Here is a 15,461-nt window from a genome sequence, read left to right on the forward strand (position 1 = left end):
TCTTACCTCTGTAAAAGATAAGCTTAAATAATTTAACCACTTGATTTGGAAATTTCCTCTTCCAAGTGTAGAAAATGTCTATTTTTTACACTTATCAACAGGTCTTATGCGCATATGCAGAAGAACATTGATGAGTATTGATTTTGTTATTGATTACGGCAATGAATGCACTTAATCGCTCCAGTCGAGCCCGTGAATATGTATGCGGAAAATGGACGTAAAAGCACACTCTATGCGCCTAAATGAAAAACAGAAAAGATCAACTAAATACGCGTTGTGTAACAACCATGACATAGCACTGCACAAGGAATTGGCTTTCTAACTCAGCAATACAGAGTTTTATAAATGATAAGAATGCTAATTAACGCAACTCAACAAGAAGAGTTGCGCGTGGCCTTAGTTGATGGCCAACGTCTGTACGATCTTGATATTGAATCTGGTTCTCGCGAACAAACTAAAGCAAACATCTACAAGGGTCGTATTACACGAATCGAGCCTAGCCTAGAAGCCGCTTTTGTTGATTACGGCGCAGACCGCCATGGTTTTTTACCTCTTAAAGAAATCTCAAAAACCTACTTCTCTAAAAAGCCTAATCATGGTGAAGGACGCATCAATATTAAAGATGTGCTTTCAGAAGGCCAAGAAGTTGTTGTTCAAGTAGATAAAGAAGAGCGCGGAAACAAAGGCGCAGCACTAACAACTTTCGTAAGCCTTGCTGGTCGCTATTTGGTATTAATGCCAAACAATCCACGCGCTGGCGGTATTTCTCGCCGTATTGATGGTGACGATAGAACCCAACTAAAAGAAGCGATGTCTGGCCTTAATATGCCTGACAATGGCGGCCTAATTGTAAGAACTGCAGGTGTAGGTCGCAGCACAGAAGAACTACAATGGGATTTGGATTACTTAAACACCCTTTGGAACTCAATCACAGGTGCAGCATCTGAGAAACCAGCTCCTTTCCTAATTTACCAAGAAAGCAACATAGTAATTCGCGCAATTCGCGACTATCTACGTGAAGATATTGGTGAAGTACTAATCGATGAAAAGTCTGTTTTCCAAGATGCCATGAACTTTGTGATGCAGGTTATGCCTCATTTCAAATCACGCATTAAACTATATACAGACCAAACACCGCTATTCAATCGCTTCCAAATTGAAAGTCAAATTGAAACAGCATTTCAGCGTGAAGTTCGCTTACCTTCTGGCGGATCAATTGTAATCGACCCAACCGAAGCACTGGTTTCTATCGATATCAACTCTGCTCGCGCAACCAAAGGTGGTGACATAGAAGAAACCGCACTTCAAACAAACGTTGAAGCGGCAGACGAAATAGCCCGTCAATTACGCCTGCGTGATATTGGCGGCCTTGTTGTCATCGACTTTATCGATATGACGCCTGTTCGTAACCAAAAAGAAGTTGAAAACCGCATGAAAGACGCACTAGAAGCTGACCGCGCACGCGTTCAACTTGGTCGTATTTCACGCTTTGGGTTACTTGAAATGTCGCGTCAACGCTTACGCCCTTCTCTAGGCGAAACCAGCGGTATCGTTTGTCCTCGCTGTACTGGTCAAGGCTTTATCCGTGACGTTGAATCACTAGCATTGTCTGTCCTTCGTTTGATTGAAGAAGAATGTGCAAAAGAAAGAACAGCACAAATTAGAGCGGTTCTACCTGTTTCTGTTGCTACCTTCCTACTTAATGAGAAGCGCACAAACATAGCCAAGATTGAAAAACGCAATCACGTTCATATTATTCTTGTGCCAAATCCTCATATGGAAACGCCACATTTTGAAGTAGAACGTATTCGTGATGATAGCTCTTCTGTTGTTCAAAACGAAAACAGCTATACATTAGTAGAAACGCCTGAGCAACCACCTTACGAGCCACGCCAGCCTGACCAAGAAACACGTCAGAAAGCAGCTGTAACCAGCATAGCACCTGCAGCACCAGCTCCTGCCCCTGCTCCTGCTGATGTTAAAAAAGCACCAGTGAAGGCCCAGCCTGTTGGCTTCTTTAAACGCATCCTAAACGCTATTTTTGGGGTTGAAGAAACGCCAGAAGTTAAGCCAGTAGCCGAAAGCAAACCTGCTAACAAAAAGCCAAATACTCGCAACAACAAGAACAGCAAAAACAGAAACACTCGCGGCAACAACCGTAATGTGAAGCAGGCGCATACTGATGATCGTGAAAACGATAAGCAGCAATCAACAAGACAAAGCAGAAGAGAACAAGCGGAAGCCAAGTCATCCACTCGTAGCAAACCTGCTCGTAATGATCAGCAAGATAGCAAGGCCAATAACGAAGAGACGCAGAACAAACGCCCTCAACGTAAAGAGAAAGTTATCCCTGAAGTTAAAGAGCGTAAACGCGAGCGTAATCAAAACAAACGTCGTAATGGCAAGCTCAAAGACGAAGCAAATAAAGCTAACGAAGAAGCTTTAGCCGCTAAAGCACAGCAACAAGCAATTGAAGAAGCAGCGGAGAAAGCAACTACAGAGAGTAAAGACGGCACACGTGAAAAACGTAATCCTAGCCGACGCACTCGTCGTGGTGGCCAAAACCGCAATCGCGATCAAGTAAAAGAAGAAACTCAAACAACTGAAGTGAAAGTAGAAACGGCAGTTGAAACTAAAACTGAAGTTGCCCCTGAGAAAGCTCCTACAGTAAAAACAGAGACAGTGACAGAAGTTGCTACAGAAGCAAAAACTGACGCTGCACCTGAAGTTAAAACTGAAGCAGTAGAAACTAAAGTTGAAGTAGTAACAGAAGCAACTCCTGAAGTTAAAACTGAAGTAGTAGAAACTAAAACTGAAGTAGCAACAGACGTCGCGCCCGAAGTTGAAGTAATACCAGAGACAGCATCTGAAGTTAAAGCTGAAGTGGTACAAGAAAAAGCACCTGAAGTTAAAGCTGAAGTGGCACCAAAAACTGCACCTGAAGTTAAAGCTGAAGCAGCACCAGAAACTGCACCTGAAGTTAAAGCTGAAGCAGCACCAGAAACTACACCTGAAGTTAAAGCTGAAGTAGTACCAGAAACTGCACCTGAAGTTAAAGCTGAAGTTGCATCAGAAATTGTACCTGAAGTTAAAACTGAAGTAGCACCTGAAGTTAAAGCTGAAACAACTACTGAAACTAAAGTTGAAGTAGCACCTGAAGCAATAACTGAAGAAGCAAATTCAGCCAAAAAGCGCGCCCCAAGACGTGCTCGCGGTAAGCCAGCTATTAAAGCCGAAGCACCAAAAGCGGCCGTTGAGCTACCTCAGGCTGTTATCGATCAGCAAGAAAAGCAAAAAGCAGAAAGAGCTAAGCGCAATGCTGAAGCTAAACCTCGCCGCTCACGCAGCGAATCTCGTGTGAAAAATGATCCACGAGCGACTAAGCAGGAATCAGCACCTAGCACAACAGCTGAGACAGCTAACCTTTCAGAATAATTTATTCTTAAGGTTAAAAGAGCCCGCGATTCGCGGGCTCTTTTGCATTCAAAAAAGAAAAACGTTAATTTAAACGAACTAAATATTACATCCTGAAATAAAAACTTGAACTCAGCACTTTCATTCAAGCTAAGTGTCATTACATATTAGTTATTACATTGTTTTATATTAGAATTTTATACGCTTAACCTGTTACTGGATTATCTATGTTTTTTGGTGATTCTCGATTTAAAGATTTTCATTTTGTAGGCGACCTTTTTGGCGGCTTAACTACGGCAATCGTCTCACTCCCTCTTGCCCTTGCCTTTGGCGTTGCCTCAGGCGCAGGCGCTGAAACCGGACTTTGGGGCGCCATTCTTGTGGGCTTCTTTGCGTCCGTATTTGGCGGCTCCACCTCACTTATTTCTGAACCAACCGGACCAATGACGGTTGTCATGACGGCAGTTCTAACCACCATGATGGCAGCTCACCCGGAGCAAGGCCTTGCTATGGCATTTACAGTGGTAATGCTTGCCGGACTATTCCAGATTACCCTTGGTAAGTTAAAACTGGGGAAATATATTACCCTGATGCCATACAGTGTTATTTCAGGCTTTATGTCAGGAATAGGCATTATTCTTATCATTTTACAAATCGCACCTTTTTTAGGCCAGACAAGTCCACCTGGCGGAGTTCCTGGTACACTTTCTGCGCTGCCAAGTCTTGTTATGAACATGGATTTTGGTGAATTATTTTTAGGCATAATGACCCTAGCAGTTTTATATTACATGCCTAAAAAATGGCAAAAATACGTACCACCTCAACTACTCGCTCTTGTCAGTATCACCCTTGTTTCAATTATCATATTCGATCAAGACAGCATAAGACGTATTGGCGAAATACCATCTGGCTTACCAAGCCTTCACTGGCCGACGTTCACCTTTGATATGATGGGCAATATGGTCATTAACGCCTTAGTATTAGGCACACTTGGCTGCATTGATACACTGCTAACAGCCGTTATTGCAGATAGCTTAACGCGCAAAGAACACGACTCTAATAAAGAACTCGTTGGGCAAGGTATTGCCAACCTTATTTCTGGCTTCTTAGGTGGTTTACCAGGCGCAGGTGCAACTATGGGCACCGTAGTAAATGTTCAGTCTGGCGCTAGATCCCCCATATCTGGCATGGTGAGAGCTTTCATCTTATTTTTAGTTGTGATGTGGGCAGCAGACTTAACAGCATCAATCCCAATGGCAGTACTTGCTGGTATCGCCCTCTATGTTGGTATAAACATATTAGATTGGAGCTTCTTACAAAGAGCACATAAAGTTGCATGGTCTCCTACCATCATAATGTATGGGGTAATGCTACTAACGGTATTTGTTGATTTAATGGTGGCAGTAGGTATTGGGGTTTTTATTGCAAACATTTTAACCATTGAAAAACTAAGCCGCTTCCAGTCTGGCAATATCAAAGCTATTAGCGATGCAGATGATGACACTCCTCTAACACCAGAAGAAACTCAATTACTTGATAAAGCTGATGGTAAAATTTTATTTTTCTACCTGTCAGGTCCTATGATTTTTGGGGTAAGCAAGACAATTGCTAAGCACCACAACACTGTCAAAGAATATCAAGCTATGGTATTAGACCTCAGTGCGGTCCCCATGATGGACTTAACCGTTGGCTTAGCACTAGAAAATGCGATTAAAGATGCTGTTGAATCTGGCTGCAAAGTTTATATTTTCTGCCCTAACGGACAAGCCATCGATCGACTTGAGAAACTTAAAATTCCGGCATTACTACCAGACGATGCTTTTGTTGACTCTAGAAAAGAGGCTCTTGAAAAAGCAAACCTAAGCCTTAACTGATGCAATAAATCTGGATTAGTCAGTTTTAGTTTTATCGACTAATCCAGCATGCAATTTGATGTCTCATACACTTTCCAGCGTGCCATTGACATCTGCCCCAACAAACTTTCTAACCAAGCATACAATCTTGTTACCTCATTGCTGCCAGCACTAGAATACAAATACAGAGCTTGTTGAGTCACACTCAAATTATCAACCCTCAACTCCTGATCAATACGATCAAACACTCTATCCGCTACGGCCTGGCTTGGCTCAATAATACTAATAGCCTGGCCAAACAGCGATTCAAACATAGGCTTAATAAGAGGATAGTGAGTACAGGCAAGTACAAGAACACGAGAATCCATAGACATCATTACCCCTTTAATTCGAAGTAATTCCTGCTCAATGATTTGCTGACTATCTGGCAATTCATCTATGGCTTTTGCCAGTACATGACTCGCAATACAGTGATACTTCACAAAAGCATCGGAGTTAGCTTTCTCTATTTGAAGGTTATTTTGAATCAAAGACTTAAGACGCTGACTATCACAGGAAATAGGCGTTGCCAACACACTCACAACGCCGGTTTCTAACATTAAGCCAGCAGGCTTTACCGCAGGCTCTACACCGACCACAATTAATTTATTACTTAAAACTAGAGGTAGGTTTCGAATATAAGAAATAGCAGCTAAAGTAGCCGTATTACAAGCAATGACTAAGACACTTATATCTAATTCAATCATGAAATGACAGATTTTCTCTAATCTAGTGCACATATTTTCGATAGACAAACTACCGTAAGGCGCAAAAGCATCATCAGCAAAGTAATGATACTCATATGCGCGACTCGACTTAAGCAAGGCTGATAGAACAGTCAAACCTCCAGCACCTGAATCCAGCACTCCAACCTTAAGCTGAGCTTGAGTAGCTGTCATATTAAATTAATGGCACCTTACCGAGCTGTACTGGCTCACGCTCCAGTACGACACCAAATTTTTGTTTGATATCTAATTTAATATCTTGCTCAAGTTTTAACAAACTATCAGCCCTGTCGGTACTATGATTAACAAGGCACAAGGCTTGTTTTTCATAAACGCCCACACCATCTTGACTAACACCTTTCCAACCAGCTTTGTCTATCATCCAACCTGCTGCAAGCTTCCACCGCCCTTCAAAAGCAAAAGCCACAAGGTCGGGATAACTTTGATGAATTTTTTGATATTCATCATTTGTAACTATCGGATTTTTAAAAAAACTCCCCGCATTCCCTATCATTTTCAGATCAGGGAGCTTTGCAGTTCGAACCTCGCAAACACGATCAAACACTTGCTTTATTGACGGCTGACTTGGTAACCCCTCAGCTAAACCACCATAAGACACTTTAACCTGGCAATCCAAATTCAGCTTCAAACATATGGCCGTAATAAAGTACTTATCCGCCCAAATACCTTTAAAGTGACTATCACGATAGGCAAAACCACATTCTTTTGCATCAATCCATAGGAGTTCACCACTAGATCTATCAAAAACCTGTACACGAGCTAAGGTATCTTTAACCTCTACACCATAAGCACCGATATTTTGAACAGGTGCAGCTCCAGCAGAGCCAGGTATTAACGCTAAATTTTCAATACCAGCAAAGCTATTATCTACCGCATAAGTTACGACCTGATGCCAACTCTCTCCTGCTGAAACAGTTAATTCAGCAAAATTTTCAGACCGAGATAACGCAATACCTTTTAAATTATTAATCAGCACCAATGCGTCAAGATCACCCGTTAGCAGTAAGTTACTCCCCTCACCCAACATACAAATAGATACGCGGTTTGCATTCGCCCATTTAACCGCTAAATCAAGTTGATATAAATGAGTAATTTGTCCATAAAATCTGGCGGTAGCATCAAAACGAAAACTATTATGAGGCTTTAGCGAGACATACTCTTGAATAAAGTCAGGTTTAACTATCTGTGACATTCGATAAACACCTTATAACTCAGACTCAACATTATCGAGAAAGCATTGAGACAATCGCTCCAGATGATCAGCCATACGCTCAAAACCATTATCAGAACCATAATAGGGATCAGCAACACTTTCATTGACACCAGAGAAGTGTGAAAACAAAACCACCTTATGAAGCAAGGCAGTAGGACAATTCGCCTGCAAATCGCTTAAGTTAGACTCATCCATGGCTAGTACCCAGTCAAAGCGCTCAAAATCAACTGGTTTAATTTGTCTTGCTTGCTGACGACTAATATCAAGCGACCTTAAGGCTAAAGTTGCTATAGAACGACTATCTGGTGATTTTCCAATATGGTAAGCAGCCGTTCCAGCTGAATCCACATTAATATTTAAACCACGATCATTAATATTTGCCTTTAAAATGCCTTGAGCTGCAGGAGAGCGGCATATATTACCTAAACAGACAACTAGAACATTTAAAGGTTGGTCTGGCTTATTTTTTTGATTCATCAAGACGCTCTTCTGTCGTCAAGGTTCTCGCTTCTGTTTCAAGCAATACAGGAATGCCATCACGGATTGGATACGCCATACCACCAACCTTACTTATTAACTCAGTACCAGCTTCATTCATAACTAAAGGTGTTTTTGTTACTGGGCATACTAAAATATCTAACAATGCTTTTTTCATTTCAATTTCCTAAAAACTATTCCTTGCCACTAACCGATAATACTTTAGTAAGCAGTGACTCTATAAATTCTACTGGCAATCTTACCTCAATAGGCAAATACCATACATTTTCATTCACTAAATTAAGATCTTTACATTTTACTGCGTCTTTTTCTGTCATCACCACGGGAACATTTTGAGCAATATTTTCTACACTAAATTTATGATGATCACCAAACCAGTTAGCAGTATACCCAGAAGGTAAACCTGCCTCTAACAAGGTATGTAAAAACCGCTCTGGATTCCCAATACCCGCGACAAGTTCACATTCATTAAAGCTCTTTAATAAATCTAAAGAGGCATGCTCACCTGTCTTAAGATTAATTAAACCTTTAGCACTAAGGGGTGCAGTAACTAACTTTGAGTCTAACCCCCTAAAATCATCTATACCTTGATAACCAAGTAACAATCGACCAAGCGCTTGCTTCTTACTCTCTCTGTCTAATTTATTCTGGTCAGATATAAGACTTACCACATAATCAACTTCTAACATCCTTGATGCAGGCTCTCTTAAAGGACCTACCGGCAATAACCGACCATTTCCAAGCCCACGCTTAGCATCTAGCATGAGTATTTCTATATCCCGTGACATAGCATAGTGCTGCATACCATCATCACTAATAACAAGATCAACTCGCTTATCTTTCAGTAATGCATGAATGGCAGCAACTCTATTTTGACAAATAACTAAGGGGCTTGCAGAGCGCCGCGCCAACATAACAGGCTCATCGCCACACTCACTTGCGAGCGACGATTCAGTTACCAATATAGGCTCTGGCGCATCAACGCCATAACCACGAGAAACAATACCTGGGTAATATCCAGCCGACTTCAACACTTCAATCAAAGCAAGCACCATAGGAGACTTGCCTGTACCGCCAATACTAATATTGCCAACCACAATAACAGGAACATTTACTTGATTGTGCCTATTACTATCAGCCAAATATTGGCGACGTTTTTTACCCACTAAATGAGAAACAAGTGGCAGGATAGGCATAAATACCTGCGTCCATTTACTTTTACCGTACCAAGCTTTATTAAATAATGTTTCTAGACTCACTCTTGCGTTTCTCTTGCTGTCGTATGAGCAAGCTTTGCAAAGCCCAGTTGAGCTGCTGCATCATAGATACGCAACACAAGTTCATAAGATGCCTTAGCATCTGCCGTAATTATGAGCGGTCTTTGTGTATCGCCCTCAGAGACTTCTAAAATACCTTGTTTAAGCGTATCTGCTTTTTCATTAATTAGAGTCATGCCATTCAGGGTGTACTGACCATCTGCCGTTATGAGGATTTCAATTTTATTTTTCTCTGAGTCAGAAACTTGTGACGCCTGTGCACTGGGCAACTCAATTGTCAGCTCATCCGTTTGCTTGAATGTCGTTGTCACCATAAAAAAGATAAGTAGGAGGAAAACAACGTCAATCAAAGGCGTTAAATTAATATTTACCTCATCAATTTTTTGACGTCTAAACTTCAACGCTTGCCTCCTGCGGAAACAGCATCACGGTCACCATGAATAACTTCCACCAACTTTGTTGATTGCTGCTCCATTGTCACAACCAACTCATCAATTCTACGAGCAAAAAAACGATGAAAAATAAGCGCTGGAATCGCCACACCAAGCCCTGCGGCTGTTGTTAATAAGGCTTCTGAAATACCCCCAGCTAATAACGCAGTATCACCAACACCTTGTTCCATTAACACTGCAAAAACTTTAATCATACCAACAACAGTACCTAGCAAACCTAATAGCGGAGAAATTGCAGCTATCGTGCCTAATGTATTCATAAAACGCTCTAACTCATGAATAACATGACTGGCAGCTTCTTGAATACTTTCTTTCATAATGTTGCGGCCGTATTTTGAATTCAAAATGCCTGCAGCAAAAATAGACCCCATTCCCATGCTAAGTTGTAGCTTACGTATATTTTCACGATTCAGCTTATCTTCACGCAACATCATTAGGATGTTATTTAGCATACCTTGAGGAGTTATTTTTGATCGCCTTAGCGTCCAAAAACGCTCAATGACAATAGCTAAAGTTAAAATAGAACAGGCAAGTAGCGGCCACATAAAAAAACCGCCAGATTGAATAAAATCTAACACAAAAAACTCCCTTAATGCTTTGGCGAATAATTTACCACACTCTCTAGCTCGGCAACACGCATACAATTGCTTTCTTGACCTGAAATTAAAAAAATCAAACAGTTAGAATGTTTTATAACCCATTGCTTCCGCCAAAACTCAAACTTTATCTCTTCTCCTTCAGCTAAAACCACCCAAGACACATTCATCGCATCCAGAAGAGCCACCTTTTCTAAATCTGGAGGAGATTTTAAAATTATCCATCTTGGTGACAATGCCCTAAGAGCCGACGCCGTAACCTTTGCATTTGAAAATGGCCACACTAACAGCCTTGGCCGCATATCGAGATCAGCCAAATAATCACCAATCCATAAAAGTGACATTTCAGATGCATTATTCACCCAATATGATGACAACAAAGGACTCTTTTGCTGAGACTTCAACGCCAAAATATTTGAATTATTTGACAGACGATAAAGGTTTTTTTGAGGGCCATTTAAAACACCTGCAAAAATCATGATGGATAAGAGAAGAGGAAAACAAAGCCAAACATACACTTTGTGTCTATATAACACCCATATCACGCATACAAAATAGAGAGTCAGCTTAAAAACAAGTCCTAAATCTCGATTTAGTGACAAAGACGGCATATTCAACATTAAGTAATCTAACTTAGATAGAGCCCAAATGAGCAACCCATCCAACCAAAGCATCAAACTAATATCCGTAAAAATTAGCCCAATTAGACTAGCTATAAATGCCAAAGGAAATAGAAAGAGACCAACAATTGGTAGACAAATAAGATTAATTAAAATAACACCAGAAGATACAGAGATTTGCCAGCCTAAAATCAAGCTAGTAGCACATAAGCTTAATAACACTTGTAATTTAACGGCCTGCAAAGACTGCCTTGCATCACTTTCAAAATATAGCAGTAATAAAAGCACTAAAGAGAACGAAAGCCACAACCCAGCGGAATATATGGATAAAGGATTTAGCAATAAAATCACAAACAAGCTAATTAAGAGTACATTGGTTGAAATTAGCTTAACACTAAAGAGCTTAATCACTTGCCAAGTAAAAAGCATAATAACCGCCCTTTGAACTGACTCTCCCCAACCAGATAAATAAGCATAAAATAATGTAACAGGCAGTAACAAAGCTAATTTAAACACTAATTTATGTGCAAAAAACTCAATAATAAAACCGGGTAATACAAACCATAATAATTTTGCAGCAACAGAAACTATTAGATATATAAAACCTATATGCAATCCAGAAACAACAAATATATGCATCAGCCCTAAATACTTAATAAACCAACGCTCTCTTTGGCTAAGCCCTTCAGTATTCCCTATGAGCAGCGCCTTCAAGTAAGGCCAACTTTCAAGTGTATGGAACAAACCATCCATCTCCTGAGTCAAACTGAGCCTTAAAGTCGATTTTGATGCATCAAGACCCCTTTTTTGAGAGTCATTCCAACTAAGCACTTGAAAGCTCAGTTCTGCACTCAAACCATTTCGATATAATTTTTTTTGCAGCCAACTTCCACCTACATCAGCTTTTTGTATAGAAATGAGTTTTAGCGTCAATTTTTTTGACTCTTTAGATAAGCCTCCTTTAACTAATGGCTCACTCTTTTGTTCATCATCAAAAGAGAATTTGAGAGAAAACCTCTGTTTATTAACACCTAACACATGATACCAAGCAAACTCTTCATCTAAAAAAAGGTCTGCTTCAGAGATAAACTCGAACTCAGAATGCGCCTTAACATCCGCTATAGAAATGGGGTAAACATCCATCAATCTTAGTTTGAGATCATGACCCTGCTGCCCCCATACTAATAACAAACTCATTATCAATATTGTAATAAAAATCAGATGTTTGTAGTTTTTAGTCACTAATAAATAGAGACAGAAGATTAAGATATGAGTAAAATACCCGAGTCTTATTTCATATGGGCACAAAACACCCAAAATAAGCAATGCGAGTTGCATTAGCAGCATTAAGACCTCCATGTCCTTTTAGCTACTTTAGAAAAACACTCTATGCCAAAGCGATATTTTAAAAGATTTATACCTCATCCAGACAAGCTAAAGGAAAATAGACTTTTAGCCTTGTTAGGAAGTAAGATTTATGACCATGAACTATGGCATTTACATAGAAAATCTGTTGCTAAAGCTTTTTTAAACGGTTTATTTTGGGCTGCACTTCCAATGCCCTTACAAATGCTAGCTGCGGCATTGTTTGCCATTCCTTTAAGAGCAAACATTCCTCTTTCTATTGCCTTAGTTTGGGTTTCCAACCCAATTACTATGCCTTTCCTATTTTACTGTAACTATTTAATAGGCACTTTAGTGGTTGGCAATCACCATGGATCAGAATTTCAACTTTCTATCGACTGGATCTGGGGACAACTTGAACATATCTGGTTGCCTTTATACATAGGCTCACTCATTACTGGAATCGTAGCGGGTATCACAGGCTATTTAGCGATTTTGATACTTTGGCGACACAAGGTAAATAAACGCTGGAACGCAAGAAAGCTTAGGCCAAAAAAGAAACATTAAAAAGCCGGTATTGAATCAACACCGGCTTGTTTGACCTCAATCACATTTCATCGAGCGATTTCTATATCTTGAATCTTTCCAAAATGTAGTCGGTAAGCAGAATCCATCCAATCCAACATCCCTTCATCATGCGTTACGATTAAGAAAGCCATATTTAACTCGACTTTCAAATTTTGAATCAGAGCTTGAATCTCATTAGCCGTTTTCTCATCTAAGTTACCTGTTGGCTCATCCATTAAGACACAAGCAGGGTCGTTCGCCAATGCTCTTGCTATTGCCACTCGCTGCCGCTCACCACCCGAAAGCTGAGAAGGTCTGTGTTCCAACCTTGCCCCCAAGCCCACCTGCTCAAGTAAAGCGCTAGCTTTAGTTTGACTAACTTTACGACTTTTATTTGCAATCAACATGGGCATCATTACATTTTCAAGCGCACTAAACTCTGGAAGAAGATGATGAAATTGATAAACAAAACCTAAGTTTTTATTACGCATGATCGCCCTATGCTTGTCTTTCATGCTAGCCCAAGACACCCCATCTAAAAGGACATCGCCACTAGAAGCTAAGTCCAGCCCAGCCAATAGGTTTAACAAGGTTGTTTTACCTGAACCAGATGCACCAACAATAGCGGCAGTCTCTCCTGCTCTAAGCGCAAGCTGAATTTCTTCAAACACTGAGACTTTATGCTTACCATCATCATAGTCTTTACTTAGATTTCGACACTCTAATACTAATTTATTATTCATAACGCAGCGCCTCAGCCGGTTGAACTTTTGATGCTCGCCACGCAGGATAAATCGTTGCTAACACTGTCATAATGAATGCTGAAATCATGATTAACTTAACATCTTGCCAATTTAACTCAGAAGGCAAATAACTAATGAAATAAACATCTGCATTTAAAAACTGAATATTCATAACTTTTTCAAACCAACTAATCACAGCACTCACATTCAAAGCACCAAGCACACCTAATATAAGACCTAAAATAGAGCCAAATGCACCGATAAAAACCCCTTGTACAATAAACACACACATAACTTGCCCAGAGGTTAACCCCATAGTACGCAGAATAGCGATATCTGTTTGCTTGTCCGTTACGACCATGACCAAGGTTGATACAATATTAAATGCTGCGACAGCAATAATAAGTAAAAGCAAAAGGGCAATCATGGTTTTTTCCATTTGAATTGCTTGAAACAAATTACCATGAGTTTTAGTCCAATCACTCACCCTATTTTGCCCAGGTACCGCTCTGGCTATCTCCCAAATTGCAGTAGGTGCTTTAAACAAATTATCAAATGATATCCTTAAAGCCTCTACCTGACCTTTGGGTAATCGCTTTAATTTAGCCGCATCATTAACATGGATATAGGCTAGGCTTGAGTCGAGTTCAGCACCAACCTTAAAAATACCAACTAAGGTAAATCGTTTTAATCTAGGGGTTATTCCTGCAATAGAAACGTTAGCTTCAGGTAAAATAGCGGTCACCTTATCACCCAACTTAACTCTTAAAATTTTTGCTAGCTGTTCACCCAGAATAATTCCAAATGACTGATCATTTAAAGCTTGCAAAGACCCTTTAACCATATGCTCATCTATAATTGAAACCTTTGCCTCTAACTCAGGATCAATACCGTTCAAGAGCGCCCCTTGCACACCCTTTTTAGATTGAAACATCACTTGTGCTTGCGTATGAGGAGCAACACCAAGGACCCCAGGTAAAGCTTCAACTAGTTGAGCATCAGCCTGCCAATTAAGTAAATTAGGACTCCCCCACAAAGTAGCATGAGGTACCATACCTAGAATTCTTTGTCTTAATTCACGATCAAATCCATTCATAACAGACAGAACTACAATCAAAACAGCCACACCTAAAGCCAGCCCAGCAATAGATGAAAAACTAATAAAAGAAATAAAATGATTATTCCGCTTTGCTCGAGCATAACGAAGCCCGATACGAACAGGTAAAAAGTTAAACAAATGACATCCTTAAAATCTAAATATTTCTTTTACTAACTTAAATAACATCAATTGGCATCTTACAAAGATAAAAAAAGGGGTTTCCCCCTTTTTTTATCTTAACTATACATTGGTATTTAACGCATCATTAAGCGTCAAAGTCGATTCCAATACGACGACCAACTTCTTCATAAGCTTCAATAACACCACCTAACCCTTGGCGAAATCTATCCTTATCAAGTTTTTCACGAGTATTACTATCCCATAAACGGCAACCATCTGGGCTAAATTCATCACCCAGAACAACCTCACCATTAAAAACCCCAAACTCAAGTTTGTAGTCAACCAATAGCATGCCGCCTTTAGCAAACATGTCTTTTAACACATCATTTACTTTATAGGTCAACTCTTTAGCAATAGCTAAATGCTCAGGCTTAGCCCAACCAAATACTTCAACATGGGATTCATTAATCATAGGATCACCAAGATCATCGTTCTTCAAGAACAATTCAAATGTTGGTGGGTTTAACTCTAAACCTTCTTCTACACCTAAACGACGGCATAAGCTGCCAGCAGCAATATTTCGCACCACACATTCAACAGGCATCATATCTAGACATTTAACCAAACACTCAGTATCACTCAATAGTGCTTCAAAATGTGTCGGGATACCCGCTTCTTGCAGTTTGGTCATAATAAAAGCGTTAAACTTATTATTCACCATACCTTTGCGGTCTAGCTGTTCAACCTTTTTACCATCAAATGCTGACGTATCATCACGAAATACGAGAACCATTTTATCAGGGTCATCTGTTTTAAATACAGATTTTGCCTTACCTGCATATAGTTCTTCACGCTTTTCCATTGGAGAGTCTCCGCTTAA

At 40.1% G+C, this 15,461-nt stretch carries 14 protein-coding genes; 3 read left to right on the forward strand and 11 right to left on the reverse strand.

Going from position 1 to position 15,461, the window contains the following annotated elements; genetic code table 11:
* Window positions 1-345: 345 nt before the first annotated feature.
* Together rne and Q0A08_RS06080 are read left to right on the forward strand one after the other, a co-directional pair.
* Window positions 346-3,435: a ribonuclease E gene (gene rne / locus Q0A08_RS06075; RefSeq protein WP_438465588.1), complete on the forward strand. Its 3,090-nt coding sequence runs from the start codon at window positions 346-348 to the stop codon at window positions 3,433-3,435.
* A gap of 206 nt (window positions 3,436-3,641) precedes the next feature.
* Window positions 3,642-5,288 carry a SulP family inorganic anion transporter gene (locus Q0A08_RS06080; protein ID WP_438465589.1) on the forward strand — a complete coding sequence of 549 codons (1,647 nt, stop codon included), beginning with the start codon at window positions 3,642-3,644 and terminating at the stop codon, window positions 5,286-5,288.
* Window positions 5,289-5,326: 38 nt separating this feature from the next.
* Here Q0A08_RS06080 and Q0A08_RS06085 read toward each other — a convergent pair whose 3' ends face one another.
* The 8 genes from Q0A08_RS06085 to Q0A08_RS06120 are packed head-to-tail and all read right to left on the reverse strand — an operon-like array spanning window position 5,327 to window position 12,055.
* Complete coding sequence (locus Q0A08_RS06085) at window positions 5,327-6,205, reverse strand: glutamate racemase (RefSeq protein WP_438465590.1); 879 nt, start codon at window positions 6,203-6,205, stop codon at window positions 5,327-5,329.
* Between the two features lies 1 nt (window position 6,206).
* Window positions 6,207-7,244, reverse strand: a complete 1,038-nt coding sequence (gene murB / locus Q0A08_RS06090) for a UDP-N-acetylmuramate dehydrogenase (RefSeq protein ID WP_438465591.1) — start codon at window positions 7,242-7,244, stop codon at window positions 6,207-6,209.
* 12 nt (window positions 7,245-7,256) lie between these two features.
* The gene (locus Q0A08_RS06095) at window positions 7,257-7,742 is read right to left on the reverse strand and encodes a low molecular weight protein-tyrosine-phosphatase (protein WP_438465592.1); all 486 of its coding nucleotides are present in this window, start codon (window positions 7,740-7,742) and stop codon (window positions 7,257-7,259) included.
* Window positions 7,726-7,920: a Trm112 family protein gene (locus Q0A08_RS06100; RefSeq protein ID WP_046019774.1), complete on the reverse strand. Its 195-nt coding sequence runs from the start codon at window positions 7,918-7,920 to the stop codon at window positions 7,726-7,728. The genes Q0A08_RS06095 and Q0A08_RS06100 overlap by 17 nt, the downstream gene beginning before the upstream one ends.
* Before the next feature lie 16 nt (window positions 7,921-7,936).
* Window positions 7,937-9,022 carry a tetraacyldisaccharide 4'-kinase gene (gene lpxK, locus Q0A08_RS06105; protein ID WP_438465593.1) on the reverse strand — a complete coding sequence of 362 codons (1,086 nt, stop codon included), beginning with the start codon at window positions 9,020-9,022 and terminating at the stop codon, window positions 7,937-7,939.
* Window positions 9,019-9,441, reverse strand: coding sequence for an ExbD/TolR family protein (locus tag Q0A08_RS06110; protein ID WP_046019772.1), 423 nt, complete (start codon window positions 9,439-9,441; stop codon window positions 9,019-9,021). The genes lpxK and Q0A08_RS06110 overlap by 4 nt, the downstream gene beginning before the upstream one ends.
* The gene (locus Q0A08_RS06115; RefSeq protein ID WP_438465594.1) at window positions 9,438-10,070 is read right to left on the reverse strand and encodes a MotA/TolQ/ExbB proton channel family protein; all 633 of its coding nucleotides are present in this window, start codon (window positions 10,068-10,070) and stop codon (window positions 9,438-9,440) included. Before Q0A08_RS06115 ends, Q0A08_RS06110 begins: the two co-directional genes overlap by 4 nt.
* Before the next feature lie 11 nt (window positions 10,071-10,081).
* On the reverse strand, window positions 10,082-12,055 hold the full coding sequence (locus tag Q0A08_RS06120) for a ComEC/Rec2 family competence protein (protein WP_438465595.1): 1,974 nt from the start codon (window positions 12,053-12,055) through the stop codon (window positions 10,082-10,084).
* A 111-nt stretch (window positions 12,056-12,166) separates the two neighbouring features.
* On the opposite strand from Q0A08_RS06120, the gene Q0A08_RS06125 reads away from it, so the two are divergent.
* Complete coding sequence (locus Q0A08_RS06125) at window positions 12,167-12,619, forward strand: DUF2062 domain-containing protein (protein WP_438465596.1); 453 nt, start codon at window positions 12,167-12,169, stop codon at window positions 12,617-12,619.
* A 47-nt stretch (window positions 12,620-12,666) separates the two neighbouring features.
* Here the strand turns inward: Q0A08_RS06125 and Q0A08_RS06130 are convergent, their stop codons facing one another.
* The 3 genes from Q0A08_RS06130 to purC all read right to left on the reverse strand — a co-directional run bounded on the left by Q0A08_RS06130 (window position 12,667) and on the right by purC (window position 15,443).
* Complete coding sequence (locus tag Q0A08_RS06130; protein WP_438465597.1) at window positions 12,667-13,362, reverse strand: ABC transporter ATP-binding protein; 696 nt, start codon at window positions 13,360-13,362, stop codon at window positions 12,667-12,669.
* Complete coding sequence (locus Q0A08_RS06135) at window positions 13,355-14,599, reverse strand: lipoprotein-releasing ABC transporter permease subunit (protein ID WP_438465598.1); 1,245 nt, start codon at window positions 14,597-14,599, stop codon at window positions 13,355-13,357. Before Q0A08_RS06135 ends, Q0A08_RS06130 begins: the two co-directional genes overlap by 8 nt.
* Before the next feature lie 127 nt (window positions 14,600-14,726).
* Window positions 14,727-15,443, reverse strand: a complete 717-nt coding sequence (gene purC, locus Q0A08_RS06140) for a phosphoribosylaminoimidazolesuccinocarboxamide synthase (RefSeq protein WP_438465599.1) — start codon at window positions 15,441-15,443, stop codon at window positions 14,727-14,729.
* Window positions 15,444-15,461: the final 18 nt, after the last annotated feature.

The sequence above is a fragment of the Marinomonas sp. PE14-40 genome (genome assembly GCF_051623805.1).
Classification (GTDB): domain Bacteria; phylum Pseudomonadota; class Gammaproteobacteria; order Pseudomonadales; family Marinomonadaceae; genus Marinomonas.

Excerpts from the sequence above, each read along its gene's own strand:
- rne (WP_438465588.1), top strand. The coding sequence starts at position 346 with ATGATAAGAATGCTAATTAACGCAACTCAACAAGAAGAGTTGCGCGTG.
- Q0A08_RS06080 (WP_438465589.1), top strand. The coding sequence starts at position 3,642 with ATGTTTTTTGGTGATTCTCGATTTAAAGATTTTCATTTTGTAGGCGAC.
- Q0A08_RS06085 (WP_438465590.1), bottom strand. The coding sequence starts at position 6,205 with ATGACAGCTACTCAAGCTCAGCTTAAGGTTGGAGTGCTGGATTCAGGT.
- murB (WP_438465591.1), bottom strand. The coding sequence starts at position 7,244 with ATGTCACAGATAGTTAAACCTGACTTTATTCAAGAGTATGTCTCGCTA.
- Q0A08_RS06095 (WP_438465592.1), bottom strand. The coding sequence starts at position 7,742 with ATGAATCAAAAAAATAAGCCAGACCAACCTTTAAATGTTCTAGTTGTC.
- Q0A08_RS06100 (WP_046019774.1), bottom strand. The coding sequence starts at position 7,920 with ATGAAAAAAGCATTGTTAGATATTTTAGTATGCCCAGTAACAAAAACA.
- Q0A08_RS06120 (WP_438465595.1), bottom strand. The coding sequence starts at position 12,055 with ATGCTGCTAATGCAACTCGCATTGCTTATTTTGGGTGTTTTGTGCCCA.
- Q0A08_RS06130 (WP_438465597.1), bottom strand. The coding sequence starts at position 13,362 with ATGAATAATAAATTAGTATTAGAGTGTCGAAATCTAAGTAAAGACTAT.
- purC (WP_438465599.1), bottom strand. The coding sequence starts at position 15,443 with ATGGAAAAGCGTGAAGAACTATATGCAGGTAAGGCAAAATCTGTATTT.